Annotated in this window: 27 protein-coding genes, 1 tRNA gene, 1 pseudogene and 1 riboswitch; of the genes and pseudogenes, 16 read left to right on the plus strand and 13 right to left on the minus strand. The window is 52.2% G+C overall.

Annotated features, from left to right (window positions below; genetic code table 11):
- The first annotated feature begins 149 nt into the window (after window positions 1–149).
- Complete coding sequence (locus J1836_RS21975) at window positions 150–275, plus strand: hypothetical protein (RefSeq protein WP_372447679.1); 126 nt, start codon at window positions 150–152, stop codon at window positions 273–275.
- Window positions 272–602 (plus strand): annotated as a pseudogene (locus J1836_RS07355) (RtcB family protein). The gene J1836_RS21975 and the pseudogene J1836_RS07355 overlap by 4 nt, the downstream one beginning before the upstream one ends.
- A 105-nt stretch (window positions 603–707) precedes the next feature.
- Here J1836_RS07355 and J1836_RS07360 read toward each other — a convergent pair.
- A complete protein-coding gene (locus J1836_RS07360) occupies window positions 708–1,085 on the minus strand; it encodes a lysozyme inhibitor LprI family protein (RefSeq protein ID WP_207250422.1) in 378 nt (125 codons plus the stop codon).
- A gap of 391 nt (window positions 1,086–1,476) precedes the next feature.
- Between J1836_RS07360 and J1836_RS07365 the strand changes: the two genes are divergently transcribed.
- Window positions 1,477–1,728, plus strand: coding sequence for a hypothetical protein (locus J1836_RS07365; protein ID WP_207250423.1), 252 nt, complete (start codon window positions 1,477–1,479; stop codon window positions 1,726–1,728).
- A gap of 127 nt (window positions 1,729–1,855) precedes the next feature.
- On the opposite strand, the gene J1836_RS07370 is transcribed toward J1836_RS07365, so the two are convergent.
- Window positions 1,856–2,104, minus strand: a complete 249-nt coding sequence (locus tag J1836_RS07370; protein WP_207250424.1) for a UPF0175 family protein — start codon at window positions 2,102–2,104, stop codon at window positions 1,856–1,858.
- Window positions 2,105–2,157: 53 nt separating this feature from the next.
- Here J1836_RS07370 and J1836_RS07375 point away from each other — a divergent pair, with 53 nt between their 5' ends.
- Entirely contained in the window at window positions 2,158–2,577 is a 420-nt protein-coding gene (locus J1836_RS07375) for a hypothetical protein (RefSeq protein ID WP_207250425.1), read from the plus strand.
- Window positions 2,578–2,610: 33 nt separating this feature from the next.
- On the opposite strand, the gene J1836_RS07380 is transcribed toward J1836_RS07375, so the two are convergent.
- Window positions 2,611–3,021: a hypothetical protein gene (locus J1836_RS07380; RefSeq protein WP_207250426.1), complete on the minus strand. Its 411-nt coding sequence runs from the start codon at window positions 3,019–3,021 to the stop codon at window positions 2,611–2,613.
- 212 nt (window positions 3,022–3,233) lie between these two features.
- Between J1836_RS07380 and J1836_RS07385 the strand changes: the two genes are divergently transcribed.
- Window positions 3,234–3,301, plus strand: a tRNA-OTHER gene (locus J1836_RS07385).
- Between the two features lie 79 nt (window positions 3,302–3,380).
- Here J1836_RS07385 and J1836_RS07390 read toward each other — a convergent pair.
- Window positions 3,381–4,610, minus strand: a complete 1,230-nt coding sequence (locus tag J1836_RS07390; RefSeq protein WP_207250427.1) for an RNA-guided endonuclease InsQ/TnpB family protein — start codon at window positions 4,608–4,610, stop codon at window positions 3,381–3,383.
- A gap of 133 nt (window positions 4,611–4,743) precedes the next feature.
- Here J1836_RS07390 and J1836_RS07395 point away from each other — a divergent pair, with 133 nt between their 5' ends.
- The 4 genes from J1836_RS07395 (at window position 4,744) to J1836_RS07410 (ending at window position 7,290) form a co-directional block, all read left to right on the plus strand.
- Window positions 4,744–5,631: a slipin family protein gene (locus J1836_RS07395; RefSeq protein WP_207250428.1), complete on the plus strand. Its 888-nt coding sequence runs from the start codon at window positions 4,744–4,746 to the stop codon at window positions 5,629–5,631.
- Between the two features lie 210 nt (window positions 5,632–5,841).
- A complete protein-coding gene (locus J1836_RS07400; RefSeq protein ID WP_207250429.1) occupies window positions 5,842–6,378 on the plus strand; it encodes an RNA 2'-phosphotransferase in 537 nt (178 codons plus the stop codon).
- Between the two features lie 21 nt (window positions 6,379–6,399).
- Window positions 6,400–6,747, plus strand: coding sequence for a hypothetical protein (locus J1836_RS07405; protein WP_207250430.1), 348 nt, complete (start codon window positions 6,400–6,402; stop codon window positions 6,745–6,747).
- 24 nt (window positions 6,748–6,771) lie between these two features.
- Window positions 6,772–7,290 (plus strand): 3'-5' exonuclease, encoded by a 519-nt coding sequence (locus J1836_RS07410; RefSeq protein ID WP_207250431.1) that lies wholly within the window; start codon window positions 6,772–6,774, stop codon window positions 7,288–7,290.
- An 11-nt stretch (window positions 7,291–7,301) separates the two neighbouring features.
- Here the strand turns inward: J1836_RS07410 and ung are convergent, their stop codons facing one another.
- From ung to J1836_RS07425, 3 genes are read right to left on the minus strand one after another with little or no spacing between them, the layout of a single operon-like run.
- Window positions 7,302–7,973 carry a uracil-DNA glycosylase gene (gene ung, locus J1836_RS07415; RefSeq protein WP_207250432.1) on the minus strand — a complete coding sequence of 224 codons (672 nt, stop codon included), beginning with the start codon at window positions 7,971–7,973 and terminating at the stop codon, window positions 7,302–7,304.
- Window positions 7,966–8,601, minus strand: a complete 636-nt coding sequence (locus J1836_RS07420; RefSeq protein WP_207250433.1) for a DUF2238 domain-containing protein — start codon at window positions 8,599–8,601, stop codon at window positions 7,966–7,968. The genes ung and J1836_RS07420 overlap by 8 nt, the downstream gene beginning before the upstream one ends.
- Before the next feature lie 35 nt (window positions 8,602–8,636).
- Window positions 8,637–9,566 (minus strand): histone deacetylase family protein, encoded by a 930-nt coding sequence (locus J1836_RS07425; protein ID WP_207250434.1) that lies wholly within the window; start codon window positions 9,564–9,566, stop codon window positions 8,637–8,639.
- 98 nt (window positions 9,567–9,664) lie between these two features.
- On the opposite strand from J1836_RS07425, the gene J1836_RS07430 reads away from it, so the two are divergent.
- The 3 genes from J1836_RS07430 to thiE are packed head-to-tail and all read left to right on the plus strand — an operon-like array spanning window position 9,665 to window position 13,811.
- A complete protein-coding gene (locus J1836_RS07430; protein WP_207250435.1) occupies window positions 9,665–12,376 on the plus strand; it encodes a bifunctional acetate--CoA ligase family protein/GNAT family N-acetyltransferase in 2,712 nt (903 codons plus the stop codon).
- The gene (thiD, locus tag J1836_RS07435) at window positions 12,376–13,176 is read left to right on the plus strand and encodes a bifunctional hydroxymethylpyrimidine kinase/phosphomethylpyrimidine kinase (RefSeq protein ID WP_242632762.1); all 801 of its coding nucleotides are present in this window, start codon (window positions 12,376–12,378) and stop codon (window positions 13,174–13,176) included. The genes J1836_RS07430 and thiD overlap by 1 nt, the downstream gene beginning before the upstream one ends.
- Window positions 13,176–13,811, plus strand: coding sequence for a thiamine phosphate synthase (gene thiE / locus J1836_RS07440; RefSeq protein WP_207250436.1), 636 nt, complete (start codon window positions 13,176–13,178; stop codon window positions 13,809–13,811). The genes thiD and thiE overlap by 1 nt, the downstream gene beginning before the upstream one ends.
- Here the strand turns inward: thiE and J1836_RS07445 are convergent.
- Window positions 13,738–15,198, minus strand: coding sequence for a hypothetical protein (locus tag J1836_RS07445; protein ID WP_207250437.1), 1,461 nt, complete (start codon window positions 15,196–15,198; stop codon window positions 13,738–13,740). The genes thiE and J1836_RS07445 overlap by 74 nt on opposite strands.
- 71 nt (window positions 15,199–15,269) lie before the next feature.
- Between J1836_RS07445 and hemL the strand changes: the two genes are divergently transcribed.
- Genes hemL through J1836_RS07460 form a run of 3 tightly spaced genes read left to right on the plus strand, consistent with a single transcriptional unit; the run spans window position 15,270 to window position 18,772 of the window.
- Window positions 15,270–16,550, plus strand: a complete 1,281-nt coding sequence (hemL, locus tag J1836_RS07450; protein WP_207250438.1) for a glutamate-1-semialdehyde 2,1-aminomutase — start codon at window positions 15,270–15,272, stop codon at window positions 16,548–16,550.
- 18 nt (window positions 16,551–16,568) lie between these two features.
- Window positions 16,569–17,828, plus strand: a complete 1,260-nt coding sequence (locus tag J1836_RS07455) for a S1 family peptidase (RefSeq protein WP_242632763.1) — start codon at window positions 16,569–16,571, stop codon at window positions 17,826–17,828.
- Window positions 17,816–18,772: an FHA domain-containing protein gene (locus J1836_RS07460; protein WP_207250439.1), complete on the plus strand. Its 957-nt coding sequence runs from the start codon at window positions 17,816–17,818 to the stop codon at window positions 18,770–18,772. The genes J1836_RS07455 and J1836_RS07460 overlap by 13 nt, the downstream gene beginning before the upstream one ends.
- Here the strand turns inward: J1836_RS07460 and J1836_RS07465 are convergent.
- From J1836_RS07465 to metK, 5 genes are all read right to left on the minus strand, one after another.
- The gene (locus J1836_RS07465; RefSeq protein WP_207250440.1) at window positions 18,757–19,488 is read right to left on the minus strand and encodes a 16S rRNA (uracil(1498)-N(3))-methyltransferase; all 732 of its coding nucleotides are present in this window, start codon (window positions 19,486–19,488) and stop codon (window positions 18,757–18,759) included. The genes J1836_RS07460 and J1836_RS07465 overlap by 16 nt on opposite strands.
- Window positions 19,488–20,357, minus strand: coding sequence for a methylenetetrahydrofolate reductase [NAD(P)H] (metF, locus tag J1836_RS07470; RefSeq protein ID WP_207250441.1), 870 nt, complete (start codon window positions 20,355–20,357; stop codon window positions 19,488–19,490). Before metF ends, J1836_RS07465 begins: the two co-directional genes overlap by 1 nt.
- Window positions 20,350–21,669, minus strand: coding sequence for a class I SAM-dependent methyltransferase (locus tag J1836_RS07475; RefSeq protein WP_207250442.1), 1,320 nt, complete (start codon window positions 21,667–21,669; stop codon window positions 20,350–20,352). Before J1836_RS07475 ends, metF begins: the two co-directional genes overlap by 8 nt.
- 104 nt (window positions 21,670–21,773) lie before the next feature.
- Window positions 21,774–23,180: an adenosylhomocysteinase gene (gene ahcY, locus J1836_RS07480; protein WP_207250443.1), complete on the minus strand. Its 1,407-nt coding sequence runs from the start codon at window positions 23,178–23,180 to the stop codon at window positions 21,774–21,776.
- An 18-nt stretch (window positions 23,181–23,198) separates the two neighbouring features.
- Window positions 23,199–24,362 (minus strand): methionine adenosyltransferase, encoded by a 1,164-nt coding sequence (metK, locus tag J1836_RS07485; protein ID WP_207250444.1) that lies wholly within the window; start codon window positions 24,360–24,362, stop codon window positions 23,199–23,201.
- 23 nt (window positions 24,363–24,385) lie between these two features.
- Window positions 24,386–24,466: riboswitch (S-adenosyl-L-homocysteine riboswitch) on the minus strand.
- 363 nt (window positions 24,467–24,829) lie between these two features.
- On the opposite strand from metK, the gene tkt reads away from it, so the two are divergent.
- The gene (tkt, locus tag J1836_RS07490; RefSeq protein WP_207250445.1) at window positions 24,830–26,827 is read left to right on the plus strand and encodes a transketolase; all 1,998 of its coding nucleotides are present in this window, start codon (window positions 24,830–24,832) and stop codon (window positions 26,825–26,827) included.
- Window positions 26,828–26,862 lie beyond the last annotated feature (35 nt).

A 26,862-nucleotide genomic window follows, 5' to 3' on the forward strand; every position in this document is an offset into this window, starting at 1 on the left:
AATTCATTTCTTGAACAATCGCACTTGAATAATCCTTCAGAAAAACTTAGACGAACGCGGGAAGAACGTTTCAAGGCAAGGGATGAACGGATGATCTATCGGTATAAGCGGCGTGGGCGCAGGATTTCGCGCAAGCCAACCGCGAGGTGATGATGGCGCGTACTTTGCAGGCGATCCGCGAGGTGTTGCCGATCCCGTTTACGGCGGATGTGGAGGCGGTTGCCACCACAACTACATCAGCCGCGAACACCATGACGGCAAGGATGTGTGGGTGACGCGCAAAGGCGCAAAAAGGTCAGCTTGGGATTATTCCGGGCAGCATGGGGGCGAAATCCTTCATCGTGCGCGGGCTGGGTAATGCCGAAAGTTTTTGCAGTTGCAGCCACGGCGCGGGGCGCGTGATGTCGCGTACTGAGGCGAAACGCCGCGTGTCGCTGGATGAGCATAAACGCGCCGTCGCCGGAGTGGAATGCCGTGTGGATGAGGCGGTGATTGATGAAACCCCGTCGGCTTACAAGCCGATTGATAAGGTGATGGCGGCGCAGAGTGATTTGGTGGAAGTGCTGCATACGTTGAAGCAGGTGGTGTGTGTGAAGGGGTGAGTAACGGCAGATACGCCAGCAATCCGCGAATCTGGCATGATCAGGAAGATGGAGCGTATCACCATCTTTCTGAATTAATTTAGGACTTACGCATTTACCTTAGATTCACATATCCGCGATAGCATCCAGCTCAGCAGTACGCTCGCTCGTCATGCGAATTTTGCAGGTTTTTGCGCGATTTTCCATGCCATTGGCTAGATTGGCAGTCATTGCTTCTACGGTGCATTGAGCATCGCGCATTTTTATCCAGCCCAATTGCATATTTTTAAGATCAGCCTCAACATTTCTGTCTTTCATTTTTTTCTTAAGAGCCTGGAAAGAGCCATTTAACTCCTGATCTGTTTGAGTTAGGCACTGACTGAACTCGCCGTCAGTTTGGAAACTATCAGATTTAGCCATCTCTCCACAGGGCAAGCCCGTTCCGGCAATAGCGTAACCTGAGAAAGCAAATATTGATGTGGCTAAAAGGAAGTATTTTTTCATATAAAAATCCTTATTCAATGGAAAATATAATGATGGATGAGGTGATGGTATCAATTACATGTGACACAACTGTGTTATATATTAATACAGGAAGGAATACTAGCCACTTTAGGGTGTGCAAGAAAACGCACCGTCCGCTTGCAAGCCGATGGCGGCGCAGCGCGATTTGGTGGAGATTGTGCATACGCTGAAGCAGGTGGTGTGTGTGAAGGGGTGATGCTAAGTTTGCCGTCCTATAAAACCGGAATGCCCCAATAATGGGGCATGTGCTCTAACTGTCTCCCCCTCAGAATATAAAAAATGGTGGAGGAGTCCGGGATTGCTCTTTTTCTGATGTTTTAGCATCAAAGTAATCATACAATATCAGTTTGTATAAAAAGGAGTCAAGTGGATGACTACATTGTTGTCTTGGGTGGGCATTGATACACATGGAGCTGCTTCAGTTTATATTGCTAGTGATAGCCGTATATCTTGGGGGTGTTCTCAGCAGTGGGATGTAGGCAGAAAGGTATTTGCATCTAAAACAAGCCCTAAAATATTTGGTTATTGTGGAGATGTTTCTTTCCCTATACAAATTTTAGGACAGTTAGTTGAGTTGATTGATACGGGTTGTTTATTTGAGAAAAATGATTCATATTGGTAGTATAACAAGCATTAATAATGTTGAATGGAGAAATATTCTATTTGAGCGGTGCTGCGGTCATACAATGAAAATTCTAGGAAAAGCACAACGCCAGCCAAAATTGATGCATATTGAAGAACCAAATTAATCATGAATTGCGCAAATATGCCAACTCTGCTTCGAGTTCGCCGGGGTCGTAGTTAACCACTGGAATATCGCGTTTAGCGCATTCTTCGTAAAAGCGGTAGCGGTCTATGTCTGCAAACTCACAAGCGCGTCCAGAAGATATTTTTCCTGCATGAAACAGTGCAATGCCCGCTTCCAGCTTGATTTGCTTTTCCAGTTCAGGAAGCGTGCTGTGCCCCAAGTCTTCGGGTATCTCCAGTATAATTTGCATGTTGAACACCTGTATTTGCGTTTCCATACTCCATCATAACGTGAGATTTCCGCATGACCTACCAAGAATTCTACGCCCACATCGACTGCCGTTTCCCCTATCACGACACAGCCGCATGGCAGCAACTCATTGCGCAATCGCTGGAAATCGGTGGCGATGCGCCGTTTCTGGTGCTGCATGAAATTTGCCGCTTGCCTACATCCGTTACCCTGAATCTTGAGCAACACTTGGCGATGTATGCTTACTGGAAAGTGGCGTTTTCTCACCCCATGCAAGACATCGTTGAACCCGCGAGTTTGGCATTGATTCAACGACAGTTTTTGAGCGATGCGGAAGTTATTCACATCATGGAGCAATTGCGTGCTTACCCCCAGCAATATTCTGCGCTGCAAGTGGCATTGTCTGCGTGTGCTGATGAGCAGGGTTTGGTCGATGCGAAATACGAGGAAATTGTCAGTGAGTGGCAGCGGTAGGCATTCACTGAATCGCGTGCGAGCGGGTGAGGTTTAGTTGTCAATATCGCACGGATACAACGTGATAAACATACCCATCCCCAAAGCGCTCATGCGACTCAGAGTTGCATTGGTCAGCTCATTCCTGACCCGTGCCCCATCACCGCATTGATAACCAATGTCCAAAGTTTTGCTCATGCAAGCATCCCAAAGAGCACGGGCTGGAGCATCCAGTGCTTCGATAGCATCAAGCATGAGCACAATAGTCAGCTCAGGTTGGCGCAGGTGCAATGCCTCGTCAGCCACTTCATTGATTTCCAAGGTTGCGTACCATTTGCCGTCATCGCCAACCCCCGCGTGCAATGTATAAAAGCCACTGGTTTCCAATGCCTGCACCAAAAGCGTCAAATCCTGCTCGGCAATCAGGTCAAGGTCTGTGTTGAGATAGCGTGCTACTTCTTTCATGAAAATAGATTCCTATCTTTATAGATATGAAATTCCATTGCCTCGTTCTCCTCTTGAATCAGCATATCAAATAAAAACGTTAATTATCAAAAAACTTGGCACACCTCTTGCGAGACAACTGACGACTTTCGTTACTTGTGGAGTAGGTTCAACCGCCTGCCTGACGCGCCCACCGCTGGTGTACCCGCGTATCTGTTTCTGAAGTCCCAAACGCAGCTATAGCTCAGTGGTAGAGCAACCGAGAGATCGGTGGTCATGGGTTCGACTCCCATTAGCTGCTCCTTACCATAGCTCGTTGGGTAGAGCACTTGAGTTGTTGACATCCTCCCCTCCCTAAAGGAAGGGGATTCCTACTGCATTCAGCCAGATAGCTGACTTACTTCGGTGAGTTCCTGCTTCACAGAGCGGCGTAATGCCACATCTCCACAGGCTAACAAGCGGTGCCCCCGCTCTAAAACATTGACCGCCCCGACCACATCGGCGTGGTTTTCATAGTCACATTCCACACACGCAAAGCGAGCTTGGGTTTGGCGGTTAGCGGCTGACACATGACCGCAACACGGGCAGGTTTGGCTGGTATGGTGCGGTGGCACGGCAAACAGTATCCCGCCGTTCCATGCCGTTTTGTAATCCAGTTGCCGCCGAAATTCGCCCCAGCCTTGATCGAGGATCGCCTTGTTTAAGCCAGATTTGGCTGCAACGTTTTTGCCGGGATTTTCTGCCGTACCTGCCGCTGACTTGGACATATTCCGTACCTGCAAATCTTCGATGAACACGAGCGCGTGGTTTTGGCTAATCGTGGTCGTCGCTTTGTGCAGGAAATCACGGCGGGCATTGGCTATTTGTGTATGCGTTTTTTGAACTTTGGCTTTGGCTTTTTTCCAGTTGTTGCTGAATTTCTGCTTGTGTGTCATGCGCCGTTGGTATTTGGCGAGCTTGGCTTGTTGGATTTTAAAGCTGTTGAGCGGGGCAATATAGCTGCCATCCGAGAACGTGGCAAAACGGGCTATGCCCAAGTCAATACCAATGCTTCGGCTGCACTCAGCACCAGTAGCCGTAGTAGACACAGATTGTTCCACTTCCCGCTGGGTTTGGATGCTGATGTACCACTTGCCGCTTTTGCCGGAAACGGTGACATTGCGCAATTCCCCCAACGCCTCACGGCTGTTGCGGTAGCGTATCCAGCCCAGTTTGGGCAGGAAAATACGGTTGTTACCTTGGTCAAGCTTGATTTGTTTGGGATCAGGGTAGCGGAAACTGTCACCGCTACCCCTGCGTTTGAAACGCGGAAAATCAGCGCGTTTGGCAAAGAAATGTTGGTAAGCTTTGTCGAGATCTTTCAGCGCATGTTGCAGCGGATGAATGGGAGAATCCTTCAACCACGGGGTCTCTGTGCCATTACGCCATGCCGTCAGGTATTTTGCCATTGCCACGTAACCGATGAATTTTTTACCTGCTTCATGATTCGCTTGCTGCAACGCTAACGCCTTGTTGTAAACAAATCGGCACGAACCCGCATAACGGCGCAGATTGCGCTGTTGTCCACCGTCTGGCTTGAGTTCGTATTTGAAGGCTTGGAGTCGTTGCATTTTCTGGAGTGTAGCCAACAATCGCATGGATGAGAGTGGATTTATGTGCTAAACGGTGTTGCTTGGCAGATTAACCTGCGAACATAGGCTGCTTCGCCACCCGCGCTATCCTCCCCGCCCTGAAGGACGAGGTTTGTCGCGCAATCTGATCAAGCCGCCTGCGCAACGGGGCGCGTGCTGGCAAAGTCAGCGCAGCATCGAAGTCCGTAAGCTCGACATCAGCACCGATTACAAGCTGCCCAAAGCCTTGGCAAGCCAGTTGCTGACCGCAAAAGATGCCACCTTACGGGCGGCGGCGTTAAACGCGCTGGTGATGGCTACCATCCCCGAAGGTCACACCGGCTTTCTGGAAGTCGACGGCGAACAGCGCGAAATACTGACAGCAGGTACGCACGTTTGGTGGCAATTCAACCACACGATCAAGGTCACGCAACTCGATTGCCGCCTGCAAAACATGGAAGTCAACGGTCAGGAAATCCTCACCAAAGACCGCGTAGGCTTGCGCATCAATCTTTCCGCCATGTGGCAGATTGTTGATCCGCAGCAAGTCAAAACGGCACTGGCAGACCACAAGGACTACCTGTACCGCGAGCTGCAACTGGCGTTACGTGCCGTGGTTTCCACCCAAACGCTGGACGAATTGCTGGCAGACAAAAACCTGCTGAACCAATCCATCCAGCAAACGGTCGCGGAAAAAGCAGCGGCTTACGGCATCGACCTGAAAACCGTCGGAGCGCGTGACATCGTATTGCCCGGTGACATGAAGGCGATTCTGGCGCAAGTTGTCGAAGCCGAAAAACGCGCTGAAGCCAACCTGATCCGCCGCCGCGAAGAAACGCAGGAAACCCGTTCCCTGCACAACACCGCCAAGGTCATGGAAGGCAACCCGGTCTTGCTGCGCCTGAAAGAGCTGGAAATCTTGGAGAAGATCACCGGACGCATCAGCACCCTGAACGTCTACGGCGGTCTGGATGGCGTCATGAACGATCTGGTCAAGCTGACCGACAAATGTAAGGCATAATGCCCTCAACGTGACCATGAGATTACCCTCATGGTCACCTTTAAACACGGATATTGTATGAAACTAAACTTTTATGAGTTATTAACGAAGGATCAGAACTTTTGCTCCGCGTTAGGGAAAACTGTTTTGGCGGCTGGGCGATTAGAGAGTACTTTGAAATCATACTTGCTCAGCACGTTATTTAATATCGACAAAATTAATAGACAAACCATGGTAAAACAAAGTAAATTCCTCAGCCTCATTCTGCGCCACCAGCCAGAGAAAATCGGTTTGATATTGGACGAAGCAGGTTGGGTGTCCGTGAGCGAATTACTCGCACAATTAGCTGCGCACGGTCGCGGCATGAGCATGGAAGAACTGGAATATGTCGTTGTCACCAATGACAAACAACGTTTCAGTTTCAACGCAGACAAAACCCACATCCGTGCCAATCAAGGGCATTCCCTGCAAACACTCGATTTAGGTTTGCAGCCTGTTGAGCCGCCCGAAATCCTGTATCACGGTACGGTGGAACGCTTTCTGGAGTCGATTTTGCCAACGGGGTTGGAAAAACGTTCGCGCCAGCATGTGCATTTGTCCGCCGATATAGACACCGCGCACAAGGTTGGTAGTCGTCATGGTAAGCCTGTCATTCTGAAAGTGGCGGCAGGACAAATGCAGCGTAATGGGTGTGTTTTTTTTCGCTCAGATAATGGCGTATGGCTGACAGACCACGTACCGATAGTTTACCTTTCAATAAACAGCTAAAAAAACAAGACTAGTAGCCACATGACACTGAAAAAACTCCTCGCCAATCTTGGCAAAATAACCGTTGCGATCATGATTGTCTTTGGTGGTTTCGCTATTTGGGTCAATCATGCGGAACAGTCAGCTTTAACCCAAGCTACTAACTTTTGTAGCAACATCAGCATAGGTCAGCAGGTTGATGCGATTTTGGAGCAGGCATGGGCAGTTGGCGCGGATAAGCGGCATACACGTTGGGTTACGGGCGAAGCAGGGAAAGCCGACTGGCTACCTGTCACGTTCATTGGTGCGGGCGTATTTTCTCGCCATTTTTGCTCCATTGACGCACAGGACGGTATTGTCATCACCAAACAAGTAAAATTCATGGACTAAATTCTAAATTAAGGAGAAACACAGATGACCTTCATCATGGTCGACATCGAAGCCGATGGCCCAATCCCCGGCGATTACTCCATGGTCAGTTTCGGCGCGGTGATCGTCGAACCCGGCTTACACCGCACCTTCTACGGGCAACTCCAACCGATTTCCGAATGCTGGATTCCCGAAGCGCTTGCCGTCAGTGGTCACAGCCGCGAGGAAACGCTTACGTTTGACGAGCCAACACAAGTGATGCAACGCTTTGCCGATTGGCTCAAGCGCGAAGTCAAAAGCCGTCCGCATTTCATCGCCGATAATAACGGCTTCGACTGGTCGTTCATCAACTGGTATTTCCACCACTTTCTGGGCGCCAACCCATTTGGCTACAGCTCCACCAATCTTGGCTCACTGTACAAAGGCGTGGTGCGGGATATGTTTCAGAATTTTAAGCACTTGCGTAAAACGGCACACGACCACCACCCGGTGAATGATGCGAAGGGGAATGCCGAAGCGTTGTTAGCCATAAAAGCGCAATACGGTTTAAAACTGCCAAGTTAATGACAGACGTTTTACAACTGCCAACGAACTTCCTCGCGCCCTTGCGCCTGCAAAAACGCATTCGCCCGCGAAAATGGCTTACTACCAAAAAATCCCCGCCGTGCCGACAACGGCGATGGATGGGCGCTTTGCAAAATCAAATGGCGCGAAGCATCAATCAACCCCACCTTTTTCTGCGCGTGACCACCCCACAGTACAAACACCACGGGCTGTGCTTGCTGGTTAACCGCTTGAATCACCGCATCGGTAAAACGTTCCCAGCCCTGTTTCTGGTGACTACCGGCTTGACCTGCTTCCACCGATAGCACGGTATTCAGTAATAACACGCCCTGATCCGCCCACGCTTGCAAGCAACCCGTATGGCTATTATCCACGCCCACATCAGTGAGCAATTCCTTAACAATATTCTGCAAGGAACGCGGCAACGGTTTCACCTCCGGCAATACCGAAAACGCCAAGCCATGCGCGTGCCCGACAGTCGGGTACGGGTCTTGCCCCAAAATCACCACCTTGACCTTATCCAGCGCGGTGGCTTGCAAGGCATTGAAACGCATGGCGGCGGGGGGTAGGAGGGTTTTCCCCGTTGCTGCTTCGTGTGCAAGGAAGTCCTGCAAGATTTGCCAGTACGGTTGCGCCAATTCAGCGGCGAGGGCTTCCTGCCATGTTGTATCCATATTACTCATCTTTCTCACGTTGTAACCACAGGTTTAGCCCCGCCGTTATTCCCATTGCCAGCAGCGCCCCTACGCTTGCCAGCAACATATCTTTGTGCGCATCCCATACATCGCCTTGTGTGCCGAGGTAAGCCATGCCCAGTTCGCCGCCGAAGGCTTCCGCCGCCAACCATTCCACTAGCTCATACAGCATGGCAGTGGACATGGTGACATCCAGCGGCAGAAAATAGCTCCAAAAACCCTTTACCCACGCCACACGGATAAACAGTTCCCGCAGCGGATACGCCAGCAATAAGCCATGCAGGAAATGCACCAACCGATCGAAATGGTTACGCTCGAACTCCAGCGCTTCATTCAAGGAATAGCCAAACGCCGCCCGCCACCATCGGTCATACGGCACTTCGGCATAAGTGTAGTGCGACCCGACTTCATGTAGGCATAGGAAACTGAAGATCAGCGTGTAGGACAGGCGCGACAAAGGCAATGACTTGCGGGTACTCAGCAATAGGATCAGCGCCGCCACCGTGAGGACGTTTTCCAACATCCAGTCAGCGCGGTACAGAGGCGCAATACCCAGCGCCACTGCCCACACTAAAAATATTCCCAGCAACAATAAGAACCAAGTACGCTGTGTCATCGTGTTTGTTCTAGGGTTGGGAGGTTGGGGAATAGCTAGTGAAATTCCGCCAATTCTTTGATATGCGCCGTGACCGCTCGCCCCAGTGGTGACAATTCATAACCGCCTTCTAAGCACGATACCAAGCGTCCGCCTGCAAATTCTTTGGCGATTTGGCAGAGTTCTTTGGTGATCCAGACGTAATCGCGCTCGACCAGATTAAAGCCGCCCATGTCGTCTTCCAAATGCGAATCGAATCCGGCGGAAATCATCACCAATTCTGGCTTGAACTCCCGCATAGCCGGTAACCAATGGGTTTGTACCGCTTCACGCCATGCTGCCCCACCTGTCCCGGCGGGTAGGGCGAGGTTGTAGATGTTCGGCACATTCGTATCTGCGCCCGTGAACGGATAAAACGGGTGCTGGAACGATGAACAGAACATCACCTTGTCATTGCCACTGAAGATTTCTTCCGTGCCATCGCCGTGATGTACGTCGAAGTCAATGATGGCAATGCGGTCAATGCCATACACATCAATAGCATATGCCGCGCCGACCGCTACGTTATTGAAGATACAGAAACCTGCCGCTTGGCTGCGCCCCGCGTGATGACCGGGGGGGCGAATCGCGCAAAACGTGTGTTTATGCGAACCCGCCATGACCAAATCCACCGCCATGACTACCGCACCCGCTGCGTGTAACGCGGCATCGAGTGTATGCGGATTCATGCCGGTATCACCGTCGAGCATGGCATGACCTTCAGTGGGTGACGTGGCAAACACGCGCTCCACGTACTCGGCATCGTGCACGCGCAACAGGTGTTCACGTTCCGCGCAATGCGAATCGTAATGGCGTGAAATCCAATCCACACCTGACATGATCATGCGGTTGTTAATGGCATCCAAACGCTCCGCGCATTCGGGATGATACGGTGAGCCATTATCATGCAAATGGCAATGAGAGTGAGTAATTACGGCAACGGTCATGTTCTTTTCACAAAAATAGGCGTAGAATATGTTGCAATGCAGCAAAGGGCGTAAATTTCGTTTCCCTTTTGCCTCTCGTCATCATAGAGGTTTTGGCTATGAGCCACCATTACTTAAATCAACTATTCGCCCCGCACAGTGTCGCGGTTTTTGGCGCAACTGAGCGCGAAAAGTCCGTTGGTGCACTGGTCTTCCAGAATTTACTGTCCGCCGGTTTCAAAGGCGCACTGTATCCCATCAACCCCAAGTACACCGAGATTCAAGGTCAACCAGCTTATCCGAATTTGGCAGCATTAAACAAGCCAGTCGATTTAGCCGTGGTTGCCACGCCTGCTGCCACTGTGCCGGGTATTATTCGCCAATGCGGTGAACACGGTGTCAAGGGTGTGGTGATTGTGTCGGCTGGTTTTGCCGAAGCAGGTAATCGCGGGCGACGCTTGCAACAAAACATTACCGAGATTGCACGCCAATACGGCATCCACATTATTGGTCCCAATTGTCTGGGGATTATGCGCCCTTCGGTGGGTTTGAATGCCACCTTTACGCGTAATCAAGCCCAACCCGGCAATCTGGCATTGGTGTCACAATCCGGCGCGATGTGTACGGCGGTGTTGGATTGGGCAGCCTCGCAAGGTATCGGTTTTTCTACCGTGATTACCTTGGGTGATACGGCGGACGTGGATTTCGGCGATGCCTTGGATTTTCTGGCGCTTGACCCGAAAACCGATAGCATTTTGCTGTACGTGGAAGGTATCCACGATGCACGCGGTTTTATGAGTGGTTTGCGCACTGCCTCGCGCATGAAACCGGTTATCGTGCTGAAAGCAGGGCGTTACGAAGAAGGTTCGCGGGCAGTTATGTCGCATACCGGCGCGATTGTCGGCGGCGATGATGCTTTCGATGCCGCGTTGGAACGTGCTGGTGTGGTGCGGGTGAATACCATTGTGCAATTATTTGCCGCTGCCCAAATCTTGTCATCAGGTATCCGCGTGCAACGTGATCGCTTGCTTATTATTACCAATGGCGGTGGTCCCGGTGTAATGGCAACGGATCGCGCTGTGGAAATGGGTTTGCGCATGGCGGAACTTGCGCCGAATACGCTGGCAGAGTTGAACAAAGTGTTGCCGTTTACGTGGTCGCATGGCAATCCGGTCGACATTCTCGGTGATGCTGACCCCGAACGTTACATTGCTGCGCTGAAACTTTGTATGCAGGATGATAATCTCGACGGCATTCTCGTCATGCTCACCCCGCAAGCGATGACTGACCCCGCTGGTGTGGCGCAAGCGGTGGTTAACCTGTGTGAAACCAATAAAAAAGGCAAGCATTGCAAACCAGTGTTGACTTGTTGGATGGGTGAAGAACAGGTGGCTAGCGGTCGCAAAATTCTCGCCGAAGCGGGTGTGCCGCATTTCCGCACGCCGGAATCAGCGGTGGAAGCGTTTGCGTACCTCACCCAATACCGTAGCAATCAGAAGTTGCTCATGCAAGTCCCGCCCTCGGTGAAGGAACAAAAAACCGAACCGGACGTGGATGGCGCACGGTTGATTATTGAAAGTGTGCTGGCAGAAGGGAGGCGTTCGCTGTCTACCACGGAATCGCGTGCGATTCTTGCCGCGTTCCGTATTCCTGCCATGCCGACGGTGTTGGTGCGCAGCCCGTCTGAAGCATTAGTGGCGGCGGAATCGCTGGGCTATCCGGTGGTGCTAAAAATCAGTTCCCCCGACATTCAGCACAAATCCGATGTGGATGGCGTGCGCCTCAACGTTGCCAGTGCCCATGCGGTACGCAGTGTCTATCAGGAATTGTTGGAAGCGACGCGCCGCAGTATGCCCGAAGCGCGTATCGACGGTGTGACGGTGGAAAGCATGTACCACAGCACCTCCTCTCGTGAATTGATGATTGGGGTGGTGCGTGATCCGGTGTTTGGTCCGGTGATCAGCTTTGGCATGGGGGGCACCTCAGTGGAGATCCACCGTGACCGCGCGGTTGCCTTGCCACCGCTCAACGATTACATGATTAAGAAAACCGTGTGCCGCACGCGTGTGGCGCGTTTGCTGGGGCAGTTCCGCAATATGCCGTCGATTAATTTCGAGGCATTGTGGAAGGTGATGCAACGCGTCTCCGAGATGGTGTGCGAATTGCCCGAAATCATGGAAATGGACATCAACCCGTTGATGGCGGATGTCAACGGCGTGATTGCGGTGGATGCGCGTTTCATCATCAATTACCCGCCCACGACGGCGCGGCGCTATGATCACATGGCCATTCACCCTTACCCGAATGACTTGGTGAAGCGTCAGCAATTGCCAGATGGTACAGATATTATTATTCGCCCCATTCGCCCCGAAGATGCGGAGATGGAGCAAGAATTCGTGCGCAACCTGTCGAAAGAATCGCGGTATATGCGGTTCATGCAGGCATTGCGTGAACTCACGCCTGACATGCTGGTGCGTCTTACGCAAATTGATTATGACCGTGAAATGGCGTTTTTGGCGCTGACAAGGCAAGATGGTAAGGAAGTCGAGATGGGCGTGGCACGTTACGCCATTAATCCTGATAAGAGCAGTTGCGAATTCGCACTGGTGATTGGCGATGGATGGCAAAATCGTGGCTTGGGCGGCTTGATGATGCAAACCTTGATTGATACGGCGCGTGCTAAAGGTTTGCGCACGATTGAAGGTGAAGTATTGCCGCATAATAACGGGATGCTCAAACTGATGCAGCGTTTGGGTTTTGCTCGCCATCAGGATGGCTTGGATGATGGTGTGGTGGTGGTCACTAAACGCTTAGGAGATTCGTGTTGCTAATGGAAAATATCCCTGCATCGGCAGTGCCGGTGGTCATGGTGTTGGCGGGGCACGACCCCAGCGGTGGTGCGGGCATTCAAGCGGATAGCGAGGCGATTGCCAGTCAAGGTTGCCATGCGACGACGGTGATTACGTGCTTGACGGTGCAAGATACCTGCAATGTACACCGCATTGAGCCAGTCATTGATTACCTGATTGAGCAGCAAGCCGAGGCGCTACTGGCAGACATGCCGATAGCGGCGTTTAAGATCGGTTTGCTGGGCAGTGTGGCGGCGGTGGAGGCGGTGCACCGCGTCCTGTTGCAAGCGCCGGATGTACCCGTGATTCTTGATCCGATACTGGCGGCGGGTGGCGGTAAAAACCTTTCCACGGATGTGTTGATTGAGGCGATTCGGGAATACTTGCTGCCGCTGACGACGCTGCTCACGCCGAATGTGCCGGAAGCACTAGGGTTGGCGCTGAGTGGCTCGACGTTTGACGAACAGGCATTTTCCTTGCTGGATCAGGGTTGCGAGTACGTGCTGCTGACGGGGACGCACGCTCAAACGGAGCGGGTTGAAAATGCGCTCTACGGTGACGGTAAACGCTTGCGTACTTGGTTGTGGGAACGCTTGCCGGAAACCTACCACGGTTCGGGGTGTACGCTGGCTTCGGCGTGTGCGGCGAATCTGGCGAAAGGCATGGACATCAGCAAAGCCGTGGCAGCAGCGCAGGCGTATACGTGGGGCAGCTTGCAAGCGGGGCGTAAGATCGGGCGCGGGCAGTGGATGCCCGATCGGTTTTATTGGAAGCAGGCTTGATGCAAGGACTCTACGTCATCACCGATGGCTCAACCGGCGACACACTGTTGAGCAAAGTCGAACAAGCCTTACGCGGCGGTGCGGCTATCGTCCAATACCGCGATAAAACCACCGATCAAGTACGGCGCGAACAGGAAGCGGCGGCTTTGCGCTCCCTCTGTCAACAGCATAACGCGCTTTTCATCATCAACGATGACGTAGCGCTAGCAAAAGCCGTGCAAGCCGACGGCGTACACGTTGGGCGCGACGATTCCGCGCTGAGTGCCGCCCGACAGGCTTTAGGCAAAGCCACGCTCATCGGCGTGTCCTGCTACAACCGTTTGGAATTGGCGCTGGATGCGGCAGCACAGGGCGCGGATTACATTGCCTTCGGGAGCTTTTTCCCTTCCCCCACCAAGCCGAATGCACCTCGTGCGACGTTGGCGTTGTTGCAAATGGCTCGTCAACAGCTCCGCTTACCGATTTGCACGATTGGCGGGATTACCTTAGACACAGCACCCAGCCTGCTCGCCAACGGTGCGGATATGCTGGCGGTGATCACCGATGTTTTCAATAGCCCGGCTATTGCGCAGCAGGCGGCTCGCTATCAGGCATTGGTTCTGGCTCAGGTTCGGGGGATGCCGCATCCGGTGTAACCATTGGCTCGCCGTACAGCATTTGCAGACCTTCTTGCAAGATGGCTTGTGTCTCGGCGGATAGCTTTGCTTGCTTGAGTTGTTTTTCTACTTGCTGGCGCAGTGCCACGTTTTGTTTCAATTTCTTCAGTAATAGATCCCCGCCCATTGATGCGCCCAATAACAAGGCGATTTGTTCGGTGGGATTGGTGCTGTCCACGACGCGCTGGTAATAGGTGTCGACGGCTTGCGTACCGTGTTTTAGTACTTCAATCGCATAAGCCTGATTGCCGTATTCGTATAGGTTGTAACGGTCTTGCAGCGTGGGTTGGGTTAAGCTGCTTGTAAGGTATTGCAGTAAGAGTTGCTGATGTTGTTGGGGGAGCGGGTTGGTCTCTGTCGTATTGACAACGGTGTTACTCAGTGCGGATAAGAGGCTCTGGCGTTGTGCCGTACTCATAGGGGTTGAACTCATGTCACGTAGCAAGCCAGTTAGGTCGGCATTCGCGTCGGTCAGTTGTATTTGTTGCAGGCGGTAGTTGAAGTATTGCTCCAGTGGCAGCACGGCGCGAACCATCTCCAGTTGCTGTTGGAGTTGCAGGGCAGAAACCAGCCCGTACTGATCGTGCGACATGGTTTGGTAGGTATTCAAATAAGCATTGAGTACGTCGGGGTCGGCTTCTTGCGCGAAGTGTTCTTCCAAAAATTGCAGAATACGTTGCTGGCGCGGGGTGGCGCGGCGTAATAGTGTGGTTGAGGACGGCTGGTTAGGGTCAGAATACGTGGTTTCAGGGGGTAATAAAATCATATAAGCGAGATTAGCCCGTGCGCTGCCACTGATCGCGCTGTTATTCAAGGTCAAGAGCATTTCTTCAAATAGTGCATTGTCGAGTGCGCCGCTGATCATGCTGAGTGCCATATTGCTGGTACTTTCTTCCAGTCCGAGTAATAAGACTTGTTGCCAGACAAAGGTGTGCGTGCGATTTTTGGCGAGGCTTTCGGCTTTGCGCAATTGGGTGTCAAATTGTTGTGATAAGGCATCAATACGCGGCTGATAGGTTTGTGTCATTAGCTCATCGGACGCTAAGCTGGAATCAGCGGTGATCATGTTGGAGAGTTGCTGTTGTAGGTGGTGCAGTTCCTGCATGGTGGTGGCGAGTTCATCCAGCAGGGTATCCAGTGCGGCAGTGTTTACATGATCCGTGGGTAGGCGTGTTGCTGGGGCAGGCGGTGGCGGTGTGGTGGTTTGAATGCCCGTGGTAACGGCAGTGGAGGCTGGATTATTGGGCTGATTATGGCGCGATGGCATGGCTGAAGCGGCAATCGGGGCGGTGGGTTTACTGTTCCAGTAAACCGTGAGGATAACGATGCTTGCAATCAAGCTGAAACCGAGTTTGTAACTGTTCAAGTACACGCCTCTCGCGTAAGATTACGAGTCTTTCCCGTTATATCGCCAACTCTCTGCCAAGGATGCCAGCCGTGACCCGTTCCGAAACCCTGTTTGAACAAGCTAAACACACCATTCCCGGTGGTGTTAATTCCCCTGTCCGTGCCTTCCGTAGCGTAGGCGGAACGCCGCGTTTTATTGCCCGTGCGCGGGGTGCGTATATGTGGGATGCAGATGGCAATCGCCTGATTGATTATGTCGGTTCTTGGGGGCCAATGGTAGCCGGTCATGCGCACCCCGAAGTGGTCGCAGCGGTGCAAGCAGCCGCAGTGGATGGCTTGAGCTACGGCGCACCCACTGAACTCGAAATTACGATGGCAGAAAAGATTTGCGAAATCATGCCGTCGATTGAAATGGTGCGCATGACCAGTTCCGGCACGGAAGCCACTATGTCGGCGATTCGCTTGGCGCGGGGTTTCACGGGGCGCAATTATTTGGTCAAGTTTGAAGGCGGCTATCATGGGCACGGTGACTCGTTACTGGTAAAAGCAGGTTCAGGCGCATTGACGTTTGGGCAACCTAGTTCCCCTGGTGTGCCAGCAGAATTGGCACAATTCACCTTAACGCTGGATTACAATAATAGTGCACAAGTGCGCGAAGTATTTGCGGCGCGTGGGCATGAAATTGCCTGTATTATTGTTGAACCCGTGTCTGGCAATATGAATTGTATTCCGCCGGTAGATGGTTTCCTTGAAACCTTGCGCGAGGTGTGTGACCAATCCGGTGCGCTGTTGATTTTCGATGAAGTTATGACTGGCTTCCGCGTGGCATTGGGCGGGGCGCAAGCGGTGTATTCGATCAAACCTGATTTGACCACGTTGGGGAAAATCATTGGTGGTGGGATGCCTGTGGGTGCATTTGGTGGCAGACGCGACATTATGGTGCATTTGTCACCACTCGGTGCGGTGTATCAGGCGGGCACATTGTCCGGCAACCCCATTGCGATGACGGCGGGTTTGAAGATGTTGGAGATCATTTCTCGCGCTGATTTTTATGCGGAATTGACCAGCAAAACCTCCTACTTGCTGGAGGGCTTGCAAGATGCCGCTGATGCAGCAGGCGTGGCGTTTATGACCCAGCAAGTGGGCGGTATGTTTGGCTTGTTCTTCACTGCTGAAGCACGGATTGATACCTACGCACAGGTGACGGCGTGTAATGTGGCGCAATTCAACCGCTTCTTCCACGGTATGCTGGAGCATGGCGTGTATCTTGCACCATCCGCTTACGAAGCAGGGTTTGTGTCGAATGCGCACAGCCAAGCCGATCTCGATGAAACCATCGCCATTGCTAAAGATGTGTTTGCGAGCCTCTAAGCTGCAAGGAATGCCCTAGTGCTGTTACAACGCCTTCTTCTGTTAGCGACCCTATGGGTCGCTGCGCCCGTTTGGGCAGAAAACACATCGTCTACGATTTATTCCGATGTGGAGCAATCGGTGTATCAGGTGCGGGTCATTAACCAGCAAACCGGCAAAAAGAATGCGATTGGTTCGGCGTTTGTGGTGATGGATGCCAATATTATTGCCACGAATTACCATGTGGTCAGCACGTATATCAATAATCCCGAAGGCGATTTTGCGCTGGACTATTTGTCGACATCGGGTGAAACAGGGCCATTGGAATTGTTGGCAGTTGATGTGATTCATGACCTTGCAGTGCTCAAAGCCGATAAACCGTTGGGCAAACCGTTGCAGATTGTGCCTGTGCCACCAAAAGGGGCACGCTTGTATTCGCTCGGCAATCCGATGGATAAGGGCTTTTCCATTGTGGAAGGCACGAATAACGGGGTAATGAAATCCAGCGATGACAGTAATATTTTATTTTCCGGTAGCCTCAACCCCGGTATGAGCGGCGGCCCTACCTTGAACGATAACAAGGAGGTGGTGGGCGTGAATGTGGCGACTTCTGGGAATGGCATGAGCTATTTAGTGCCAGCGGAACACTTGAGTACAATGCTGGAGCACCTCCAGCAGGCTGATTTTAAAGCGAATGACGCTGTTTCCCAGCAAATTACCGAGCAATTACGCAACCATGCGGATAAGTACGCGCAGCGTTTGCAAACCATGCAATGGAAGATTGAGCGCACGGGCAGTTTCATGGTGCCCACCGACATCGAGGGCACGACTCGTTGTTGGGATAATAGTGAGCAACCTAGCCCCGATGATTTAATGCGTTCTTATTTCACGCAATGTGGCAATGAGAGCAGCATTTATTTGGATGAGGGGCTGGAAGTCGGCACGTTATCCTACGAATACATTTGGTTTGATGCGGATAAGCTGATACCAGCGCGGTTTTACCGCCAATACGAAATCAAAAATGTCAGTGTTTCAGCCAGCGAAGCGGGTAAGCAGGATGTGACGAATTGGAACTGTTTTACCGATTTCACCGTGGTGGCGGAACAGGAATTCAAGATGACGGTATGCCGCCGCGATTACCATCACTACGCAGGCTTAAGTGATTTGTTGGTGACGGCAGCGTTGGTTGGGCATCCTAAGCAGGGGATGTTGTTCAATTTGGATATGACGGGCACGACTTTTGCGAGTGGTATGGCACTGTTGCAACGTATGTTGGGGGATTTCAAATGGCAACCATGATATTGGAGATCCAAGCGCGGGGTTTACATCACTACCAACGTTTGGAGCGTTTTCCGGTAAGGGTTGGGCGGGCGTTGGATAATGATGTGATTCTCTCGGATACCTCGGTATCAGCGCATCACTTGCGTTTGGAACAGGATGAGGCAGGGCAGGTGTTTATTCAAAACCTGTCGAGCGAAAACGGTACGCGCTTGAATGGGCACTCTTTGGGGAAAGAAGCCGCATTAGCGCCGATTCCTAGCCAATTGTTATTGGGAAATCGGCGCTTACGCTTGGTCTCGGTGGAGACACCGGTAGAAAATACTTACATGAGTCGCTGTAGCAGCGTGTTTGCGCCGCTGTGCAAGCCGCGTTGGGCGCTGTCATTGTTGTTGTTGACCGTGGTGGCGTTGTTGGGGAACGATTACCTCGCGATCGCTTTGCAAAAAGAGCCGTTGTTTTACGTGAGCGGTTTGTTGCCGAGCTTGTTGTGGTTATTGTTTTGGGCATTACTGGTCGGTGGGATGACACGTTTGCTGACGCACCGTTGGGACTTTGCGCCCGCGTTGAGTGTGGTGTCGTTGTTTACGTTGATACCGTTGATTTTGCAGGAAATGGGTGGTTGGCTGGATTATTTCTTCACCTCGGATAAACCGTCGACGTGGCTATTGGTGGGCGGTGTCGATTTTTTGCTGCTGCCGGTGTTGTTGTATACGTATTTGCACTGGGTGTTGAGCCAGAAACGCTTGCCCGCGTTGGGGATTGCCTTGGTATTGAGCGCGTTACCGCTGGGGATTCGCGCTATTAGCTTGCTGGATCAGGTAACGCTGGAGAATGAATTTTCCAGCGAACCGTATTACAACCAGACTTTGAGTTCGTTAAATATTCACGCCAATGCTGCGCTGCCACTGGATGAATATGTGCAAAAAGCCACGGCAGCGCTGCCGCCTCAAAGGTCGCCATAACGCTGTTGCAGCAAGGCTAACGCGCTGATACTCGCGGTTTCGGCGCGTAAGATACGCGGTCCTAGCGAGACGGGCAGCACACCGGCTTGCACACAGGTCGTGACTTCCGCATCGGTGAAGCCGCCTTCGGGGCCAATCATGAGGGAGACTGGCATCGGTAAATCCATTGGCAAGGCATTAATGCGTGGGAAATCACCGGGGGCGAGAATCAAGCGTGTGCCTGCAAAAGGTGTTGTCAGCCAGCGTTCCAGCGTTAAGGGTGTTTGTACGGTAGGCATTCGGGTACGCCCCGATTGTTCGCACGCCGCCACGACAATCCCCTCCCAGTGCTGCAATTTTTTATCCACTTGCTCTTTGCCGATGCGGACGACGCTGCGTTGTGTGATTAGCGGCTGGATGGTGTTTGCACCGAGTTCCACCGCTTTTTGCAGGGCAAAATCCATCTTGTCGGGTTTGATCACCGCTTGTATGAGGGTGAGGTGGATGGGGGATTCGGTATCAATCGCGGCAAAGCTGTCAATTTGGACGGATGCGCTACGTTTGCTGACGTTGCTTATCTGTGCGAAATATTCGCCGCCTTCACCGTTGAATAGGATGAGTGGTTCGCCCACGCCTAAGCGCAACACTTGGATAGCGTGGCGAAACGTCGTGTCGGGTAAGACGCATTCTTGCCCGACTGCGCAAGGTTGCGGCACATAAAAACGCGGGACGCGCATTAGTCTGCCAACCCAATGTTTTTCCAAATACTCATGGTGGGTTCAACCCGATTCATGGTGTAGAAGTGCAGCCCCGGTGCACCCGTTTCCAGCAAGTTTTCACACAGCAAGCTGATGAATTCCTCGCCGAATTTCGCGATGGATTCCACATCATCCGCATAGGTTTCCAGTTGCTTGCGCAACCAGCGCGGAATTTCTGCGCCGCACATATCCGAAAAACGCGCCAATTGTGAATAATTGGTGATCGGCATAATGCCGGGGACGATGGGGATTTCCACGCCTTTTTTCACGCATTCATCCACAAAATGCCAGTACGCATCGGCATTGAAGAAGTATTGGGTAATCGCACTGTTCGCGCCTGCATTCACCTTGCGTACAAAGTTGTCGATGTCGACTTTGAGGTTAGGCGCTTGCGGGTGCATTTCGGGGTAAGCCGCCACTTCGATATTGAAATGGTCGCCGGTTTCCTTGCGGATGAATTCCACCAGTTCATTGGCGTAGCGGAACTGCCCCAAGTCGCGTGAACCGGATGGCAAATCACCGCGTAAAGCGACAATGTGCTTGATGCCGTTATTGCGGTAGGTGTCCAGAATCTCGCGGATTTGTTCAGCACTTGAACCCACACACGACAAGTGTGGCGCGGCTTCAATGCCCGAATCGCGTTGGATTTCCAGCACGGTATTGAGCGTATTCGCTTGTGTTGAGCCGCCCGCGCCGTAAGTGACCGAAAAGAAACGTGGGTTTAATGCCGCTAATTCGTTGCGTACTGCGCGTAGGTTTTCCGCGCCCTTGTCGGTTTTGGGCGGGAAAAACTCGAAGCTGAAAATTAGATCATCGTGATGATGATCGTGTTGATGGTCGTCAGTCATGATTGTGTCTCACCAAGCGGTCACTGAACCGCTTTAATTGGGATTGAAAGCGTTGGTAAAGTGAGGTGGGGGCTTGTGCTTGTAACGGCTGCGCTTCGCGGATTTTGTCCAGCAGCGCGTCGTAAACAAACAAGTTTTGAAAGTCCACCTGCAAGCCTTGCAACACCAGCAACTTGGCGACAGGCAGGTAATCGCCACCGCGCCAGTATAAATAATAGGGCAGGGCATAAGGCATGACCTTGCCCAAATTCACTAAAGAATCCGTTGCCGCGACCCGTTCCAGCAAGCCTTGCGGCTGTGCCAAATCAATGTCGAACAGGGTTTGCAATGCCGTTTCGATTTCAGCAATGACTGTCGCTTCAACCGGCAGCTCCATCTGGCAGGTGTAGGTGTGGTAGTTGAGCCAATGCCCCAATAGCACCCGTGCATCTGCGACGGTTTGGCTGGTTTTGCGTTGATAGTAATCGCGAATACGCGGCGTTGCCCAGACGTGGTTTGCCAGCGTAACAGGGTGATCAGCCAGTACACACACTTGCGTCATCCCGAATGGCTCGATGTGACACCATGCGAAACCGGCTTGGCTTGCCAAATCCGCCAATTTTTCCGGCGACAGCAAAAAATAATGCGCTCCCGGTGACAAAGCGGCGAGTAACTCACCCGCTGGCGTTTGCAGATTTAATGCGCCAGCCCTCGGTGTGGTTAATAGCAGGATACCATCGGGTGTCAGCGAGCGCTTGATTTCTTGCAGAAAAGCCAACGGGTCAGGCACATGCTCCAGCACTTCGGTGGCGTAAATGAAGTCAAATGGCTGATCGTGAATGCTAGTCGCTTCATGCAAATACTGCGGCAGAATCGGTATTTCTAGCAGCCGCGAACCCATGACCCCGTAGGCGGAAGGTTCTAAGCCTATGACCGTCTCGGCATTCCACTGTGTCCGGCAATAATCGAGTGTGACCCCAGCATTGCAGCCGATTTCTAACACGGAACGGAATTGCGCAAACGGCAAGCGTTCCAACAGGCTCACTTTCCAGTCTAGCCCGCCTACGATTTCTAAGTAATGGTAGATGTAGTAGGGGAAATCCGGGTCTTGCAGAATAATCTGGGTATCAGGATACGGCACGAGAAAACGTTCCATATTCGGAAACCACGCACTGCCACAGTCGCCACACTTCGCCACATCCATGACACCCAAATCGGTTGCCCAATGCGCAACGGTCAGAATGAGGTGATTGTGGTGAGTATTGCCACAGACCCGACAGGCATCCGTGGTGATAGGACGCGGGTTGTACCAAACGACCCGATCAGTTTGCATGGTGATTGCCCTTAACCCTAACAAAAATGTCGGGCTAAAGCACGACCTACAGCAATCCCGTAGGTCGGACTTCAGTCCGACAACACATCCAATTCTAGCTAATCTTAATAACGGTAATGGTCAGCCTTGTAAGGCCCTTCCACTGCAACGTTAATGTAATCCGCCTGCGTTTGGCTCAAGGTGCTGAGTTGCGCATTGAGGGTTTTCAACTGCAAGCGAGCCACTTTTTCGTCCAAATGCTTCGGCAGGATGTAGATGCCCAAGGGGTATTTGCCGGAATCGCGTTCTGCCCACAGTTCGATTTGCGCAATGGTTTGGTTCGCAAAGGAAGATGACATGACGTAAGACGGATGACCTGTCGCACAGCCTAAGTTCACTAAACGCCCTTTTGCCAGCAGCGTGATGCGCTTGCCGTCGGGGAAGATTACGTGGTCAACTTGTGGTTTGATTTCATCCCACTCGTACTGTTCCAGTGAAGCAACGTCAATTTCGTTATCGAAGTGACCGATATTGCAGACGATAGCTTCGTTTTTCATCGCTGCCATGTGGTCATGGTTGATGACGTGGAAGTTGCCCGTTGCGGTCACGAAAATGTCGGCTTTGTCAGCCGCGTATTCCATCGTTACTACGCGGTAGCCTTCCATTGCCGCTTGCAGGGCGCAAATCGGGTCAATTTCTGTGACCCAGACTTGTGCAGACAGCGCACGCAATGCTTGGCAAGAACCTTTGCCCACGTCGCCGTAGCCACAAACCAGTGCCACTTTGCCCGCAATCATTACGTCGGTAGCACGTTTGATGCTGTCGACCAGTGATTCACGGCAACCGTACAAGTTGTCGAATTTGGATTTGGTAACGGAATCGTTGACGTTGATCGCTGGGAATTTCAGCTCGCCGCGTGCGTGCATTTGGTACAAGCGATGTACGCCCGTGGTGGTTTCTTCGGTAACGCCACGGATTTCCGCCAAACGGGTGCTGTACCAGTTCGGTGAAGTTTCCAGACGTTTGCGAATTGCGGCGTACAGGAAGGTTTCTTCTTCAGACTCAGGTTTGGCAACCAAGCTAGGGTCAACTTCAGCGCGTGCGCCCAAATGCAGCAGCAGCGTAGCATCGCCGCCGTCATCCAGAATCATGTTGGCTTGTTCGCCATTCGGCCACTCGAAGATTTTGTGGGTGTAATCCCAGTACTCTTCCAGCGATTCGCCTTTGTACGCGAATACGGGGGTGTCAGTCGCCGCAATAGCCGCCGCTGCGTGGTCTTGCGTAGAGAAGATGTTGCAAGAAGCCCAACGCACGTCTGCTCCCAAGGCTTTCAGGGTTTCAATCAGCACGCCCGTTTGGATGGTCATGTGCAATGAACCAGCAATACGCGCCCCAGCCAATGGCTTGGTTTCAGCGTATTCGCGGCGAATCGACATCAAACCCGGCATTTCGTGTTCAGCCACGTTGAGTTCTTTACGACCCCAAGCAGCCAAGCCCATATCAGCGACGATATAGTCGTTAAAAGTAGTCATGTTGTAATCTCCTAAATCTTACAGGCCAGCGGCAGAGCGCAGGGCAGCAGCTTTGTCAGTACGTTCCCAAGGCAGGTCAAGGTCGTCACGACCGAAGTGACCATAAGCCGCCGTACCACGGTAAATCGGGCGCAGCAGATCCAGCATTTTGGTGATGCCATAAGGACGCAGGTCGAAGTGTTCGCGTACCAGATTTTCGATCAGGGTTTCATCGACCTTGTTAGTGCCGAAGGTTTCAACCGTGATGGAAGTCGGTTGCGCAACACCGATAGCGTAGGAGACTTGAATTTCGCAACGATCTGCCAAGCCAGCCGCGACGATGTTTTTCGCCACGTAACGACCTGCATACGCCGCAGAACGGTCAACTTTGGATGGGTCTTTGCCGGAGAATGCGCCGCCGCCGTGACGTGCCATACCGCCGTAAGTGTCAACGATGATTTTACGCCCGGTCAGGCCGCAGTCACCCACAGGGCCGCCGATTACGAAGTTGCCAGTGGGGTTGATGTGGAATTTAGTGTCTTTGTGTAGCCATTCAGTTGGCAGAACAGGGAAAATAACGTGTTCCATCACACCTGCACGCAGGTCATCCAAGCTGATGTCTGGGCTGTGTTGGGTGGACAAAACTACTGCGTCGATGGCAACGATTTTGCCGCCTTCGTAACGTACAGTAACTTGGGATTTTGCATCTGGGCGCAGCCAAGGCAGTGTGCCGTTTTTGCGCATATCTGCTTGTTGCTTCACCAGACGGTGGGCGTAAGTCAAAGCGGCTGGCATTAATACGTCGGTTTCATTGCTGGCGTAACCGAACATCAAACCTTGGTCGCCCGCGCCTTGATCTTCAGGTTTCGCACGGTCAACGCCCATCGCGATGTCAGGGGATTGCTTGCCGAGTGCATTGATGACAGCGCAAGTGTGACCGTCAAAGCCAATTTCGGAATTGTTGTAGCCGATATCATTGACCACGCCACGCACGATGCCTTCGTAGTCGATTTCAGCATTGGTGGTGATTTCGCCCGCGAGGACTACCATGCCAGTCTTAGTCAAGGTTTCGCACGCAACACGCGCCAGTGGATCTTTGGCAATGATTGCATCCAAAATGGCATCGGAAATTTGATCCGCCATTTTGTCTGGGTGACCTTCAGAAACAGACTCAGACGTGAAAAGATAACTTCTCTCAGTCATTACAGATTCTCCTTAAAAAAATAAATGACTGAGCGCCGTTAACCCTTACGACCACAGCTTGAGCCTGGCGGAAATAACCTTCCGTCGCAACGCTCCTCAAGGGTGGTATCTAAATTCAGTGCGATATGATAGACGAAACACTCACGACTTGCATCATACGATATGTCGTGCAAGTACAAAAAATCCCCCTAATGTTTGCGCTGTCTATCCAACAAGGGAGAGTTGCCCATGCCATAGAAGTCCGACACAATACAAGTACTTTACTCTTCCCTGAATAATAAATATACGGAGAGTTCCTGTTACTGCTTTAGGTCGCGCTTGAGTGGTAACAGTCTGTGAAAAAAATGTGAACCTGTTGCTGCGTTGCGTCATAATAGATGCAGCCAATACTAGGATTACGCCTTGCTGTTGCCCATCATTCCGTCGATGGGTTAAAACGAGACTTTGAAACTACAGGAGACCCGTCAATGACTACACGCCGTGAGCTGGCTAACGCAATCCGCGTCTTGGCTATGGATGCCGTACAAAAAGCAAATTCCGGTCATCCGGGCGCACCGATGGGCATGGCAGACATTGCCGAAGTCCTCTACAACGATTTCATGTCCCATAATCCACAGAATCCTACTTGGGCAAACCGTGACCGTTTCGTCATGTCCAACGGTCATGGCTCAATGCTGCCGTACTCCGTGCTGCACCTGACCGGCTACGACCTGAGCATGGACGACCTGAAAGCGTTCCGCCAATTGCATTCTAAAACCCCAGGCCACCCTGAGTACGGTTATGCACCGGGCGTTGAAACCACCACAGGCCCACTCGGTCAAGGTATCACCAACGCTGTCGGTATGGCATTGGCTGAAAAAATCCTCGCAGCGCAATTCAACAAGCCGGGTCACACCATTGTTGACCATTACAGCTATGTGTTCTTGGGCGATGGCTGCTTGATGGAAGGTATCTCCCATGAAGCGTGTTCATTTGCTGGCACAATGGGCTTGGGCAAACTGATTTGCTTCTACGACGACAACAATATCTCTATCGACGGTGAAGTGGATGGCTGGTTCACCGACAATACCCCTAAGCGTTTTGAAGCTTACGGCTGGCACGTGCTGAGCGTTGACGGTCACGATGCTGACGCGATCAAAGCAGCAACCGAAGCAGCGAAAGCAGAAACCGGTAAGCCTTCCATGATTTGCTGCAAAACCACTATCGGTTTTGGCTCTCCGAACAAGGCTGGTTCACACGATTGCCACGGCGCACCACTGGGTGACGCTGAAATCGCGTTGACTCGCCAAGCATTGGGTTGGACTAACGCTGAACCGTTTGCGATTCCTGACAATGTTTACGCAGGTTGGGATGCTAAAGCGAAGGGTGCTGCGGCTGAAGAAGCATGGAACGGCACGTTTGCAGCTTATGCAGCGGCTTACCCAGCAGAAGCGGCTGAATTCAAGCGTCGTATGGCTGGCGAATTGCCTGCTAATTGGGCTGAAGCATCTGCGGCAGCGATTGCAGCTATTGATGCGAAAGCTGAATCTCCGGCTACCCGCGTGGCTTCCAAAAATGCACTGGATGCGTTTGCACCATTGTTGCCGGAATTCCTCGGCGGCTCGGCTGACCTGACACCTTCCAACAACACTTTCAACAAGTCCAGCAAGCACATCAGTGCAGGCCACGGCAAAGCGCAAGATTTCAGCGGTAACTACCTGTCTTACGGTGTACGCGAATTCGGTATGAGCGCGATCATGAACGGTATGGCATTGCACGGCGGTTTGCTGCCTTACGGCGCGACGTTCCTGATGTTCTCCGAATACGCACGTAATGCCCTGCGTATGGCGGCGTTGATGAAGATTCAAAGCATCTTTGTTTACACCCACGACTCCATCGGTCTGGGCGAAGACGGCCCTACGCATCAGCCAGTTGAGCAAATCCCAACGCTGCGCATGATCCCGCGTATGTCGGTTTGGCGTGCGTGTGACGCGGTAGAAACTGCCGTTTCTTGGAAACATGCGATTGAATACAAAGGCCCTAGCACGCTGATTTTCTCGCGCCAAAACCTGAAGCATCAGGTACGTGATGCGGCGACGATTGCCAATATCGCTAAAGGCGGCTACGTGTTGAAAGACACCGACGGCACACCTGACGTGATCGTGATTGCTACCGGTTCTGAAGTCGAATTGGCAATGCAAGCAGCGGCGAAATCTGACAAGAAAGTGCGCGTGGTTTCCATGCCTTCTTGTGACGTGTTCGATGCGCAAGATGCGGCGTACAAAGAATCGGTGTTGCCTGCCGCCGTCACTGCTCGCGTTGCAGTCGAAGCAGCCATCGGCGATGCTTGGTACAAGTACGTGGGTCTGAACGGCAAGGTCATTTGCATGACCACGTTCGGCGAATCTGCACCGGCGGATCAGTTGTTCAAGCAGTTTGGTTTCACTGTTGACAACGTTCTGAACGCTATCAACAGCGTCGCGTAAGCAAAATGACACCCGGCGGCTTTTCTGAGGAGGGA

Origin of the sequence: Thiothrix fructosivorans, from assembly GCF_017349355.1 — a bacterium.
Classification (GTDB): Bacteria; Pseudomonadota; Gammaproteobacteria; order Thiotrichales; family Thiotrichaceae; genus Thiothrix; species Thiothrix fructosivorans.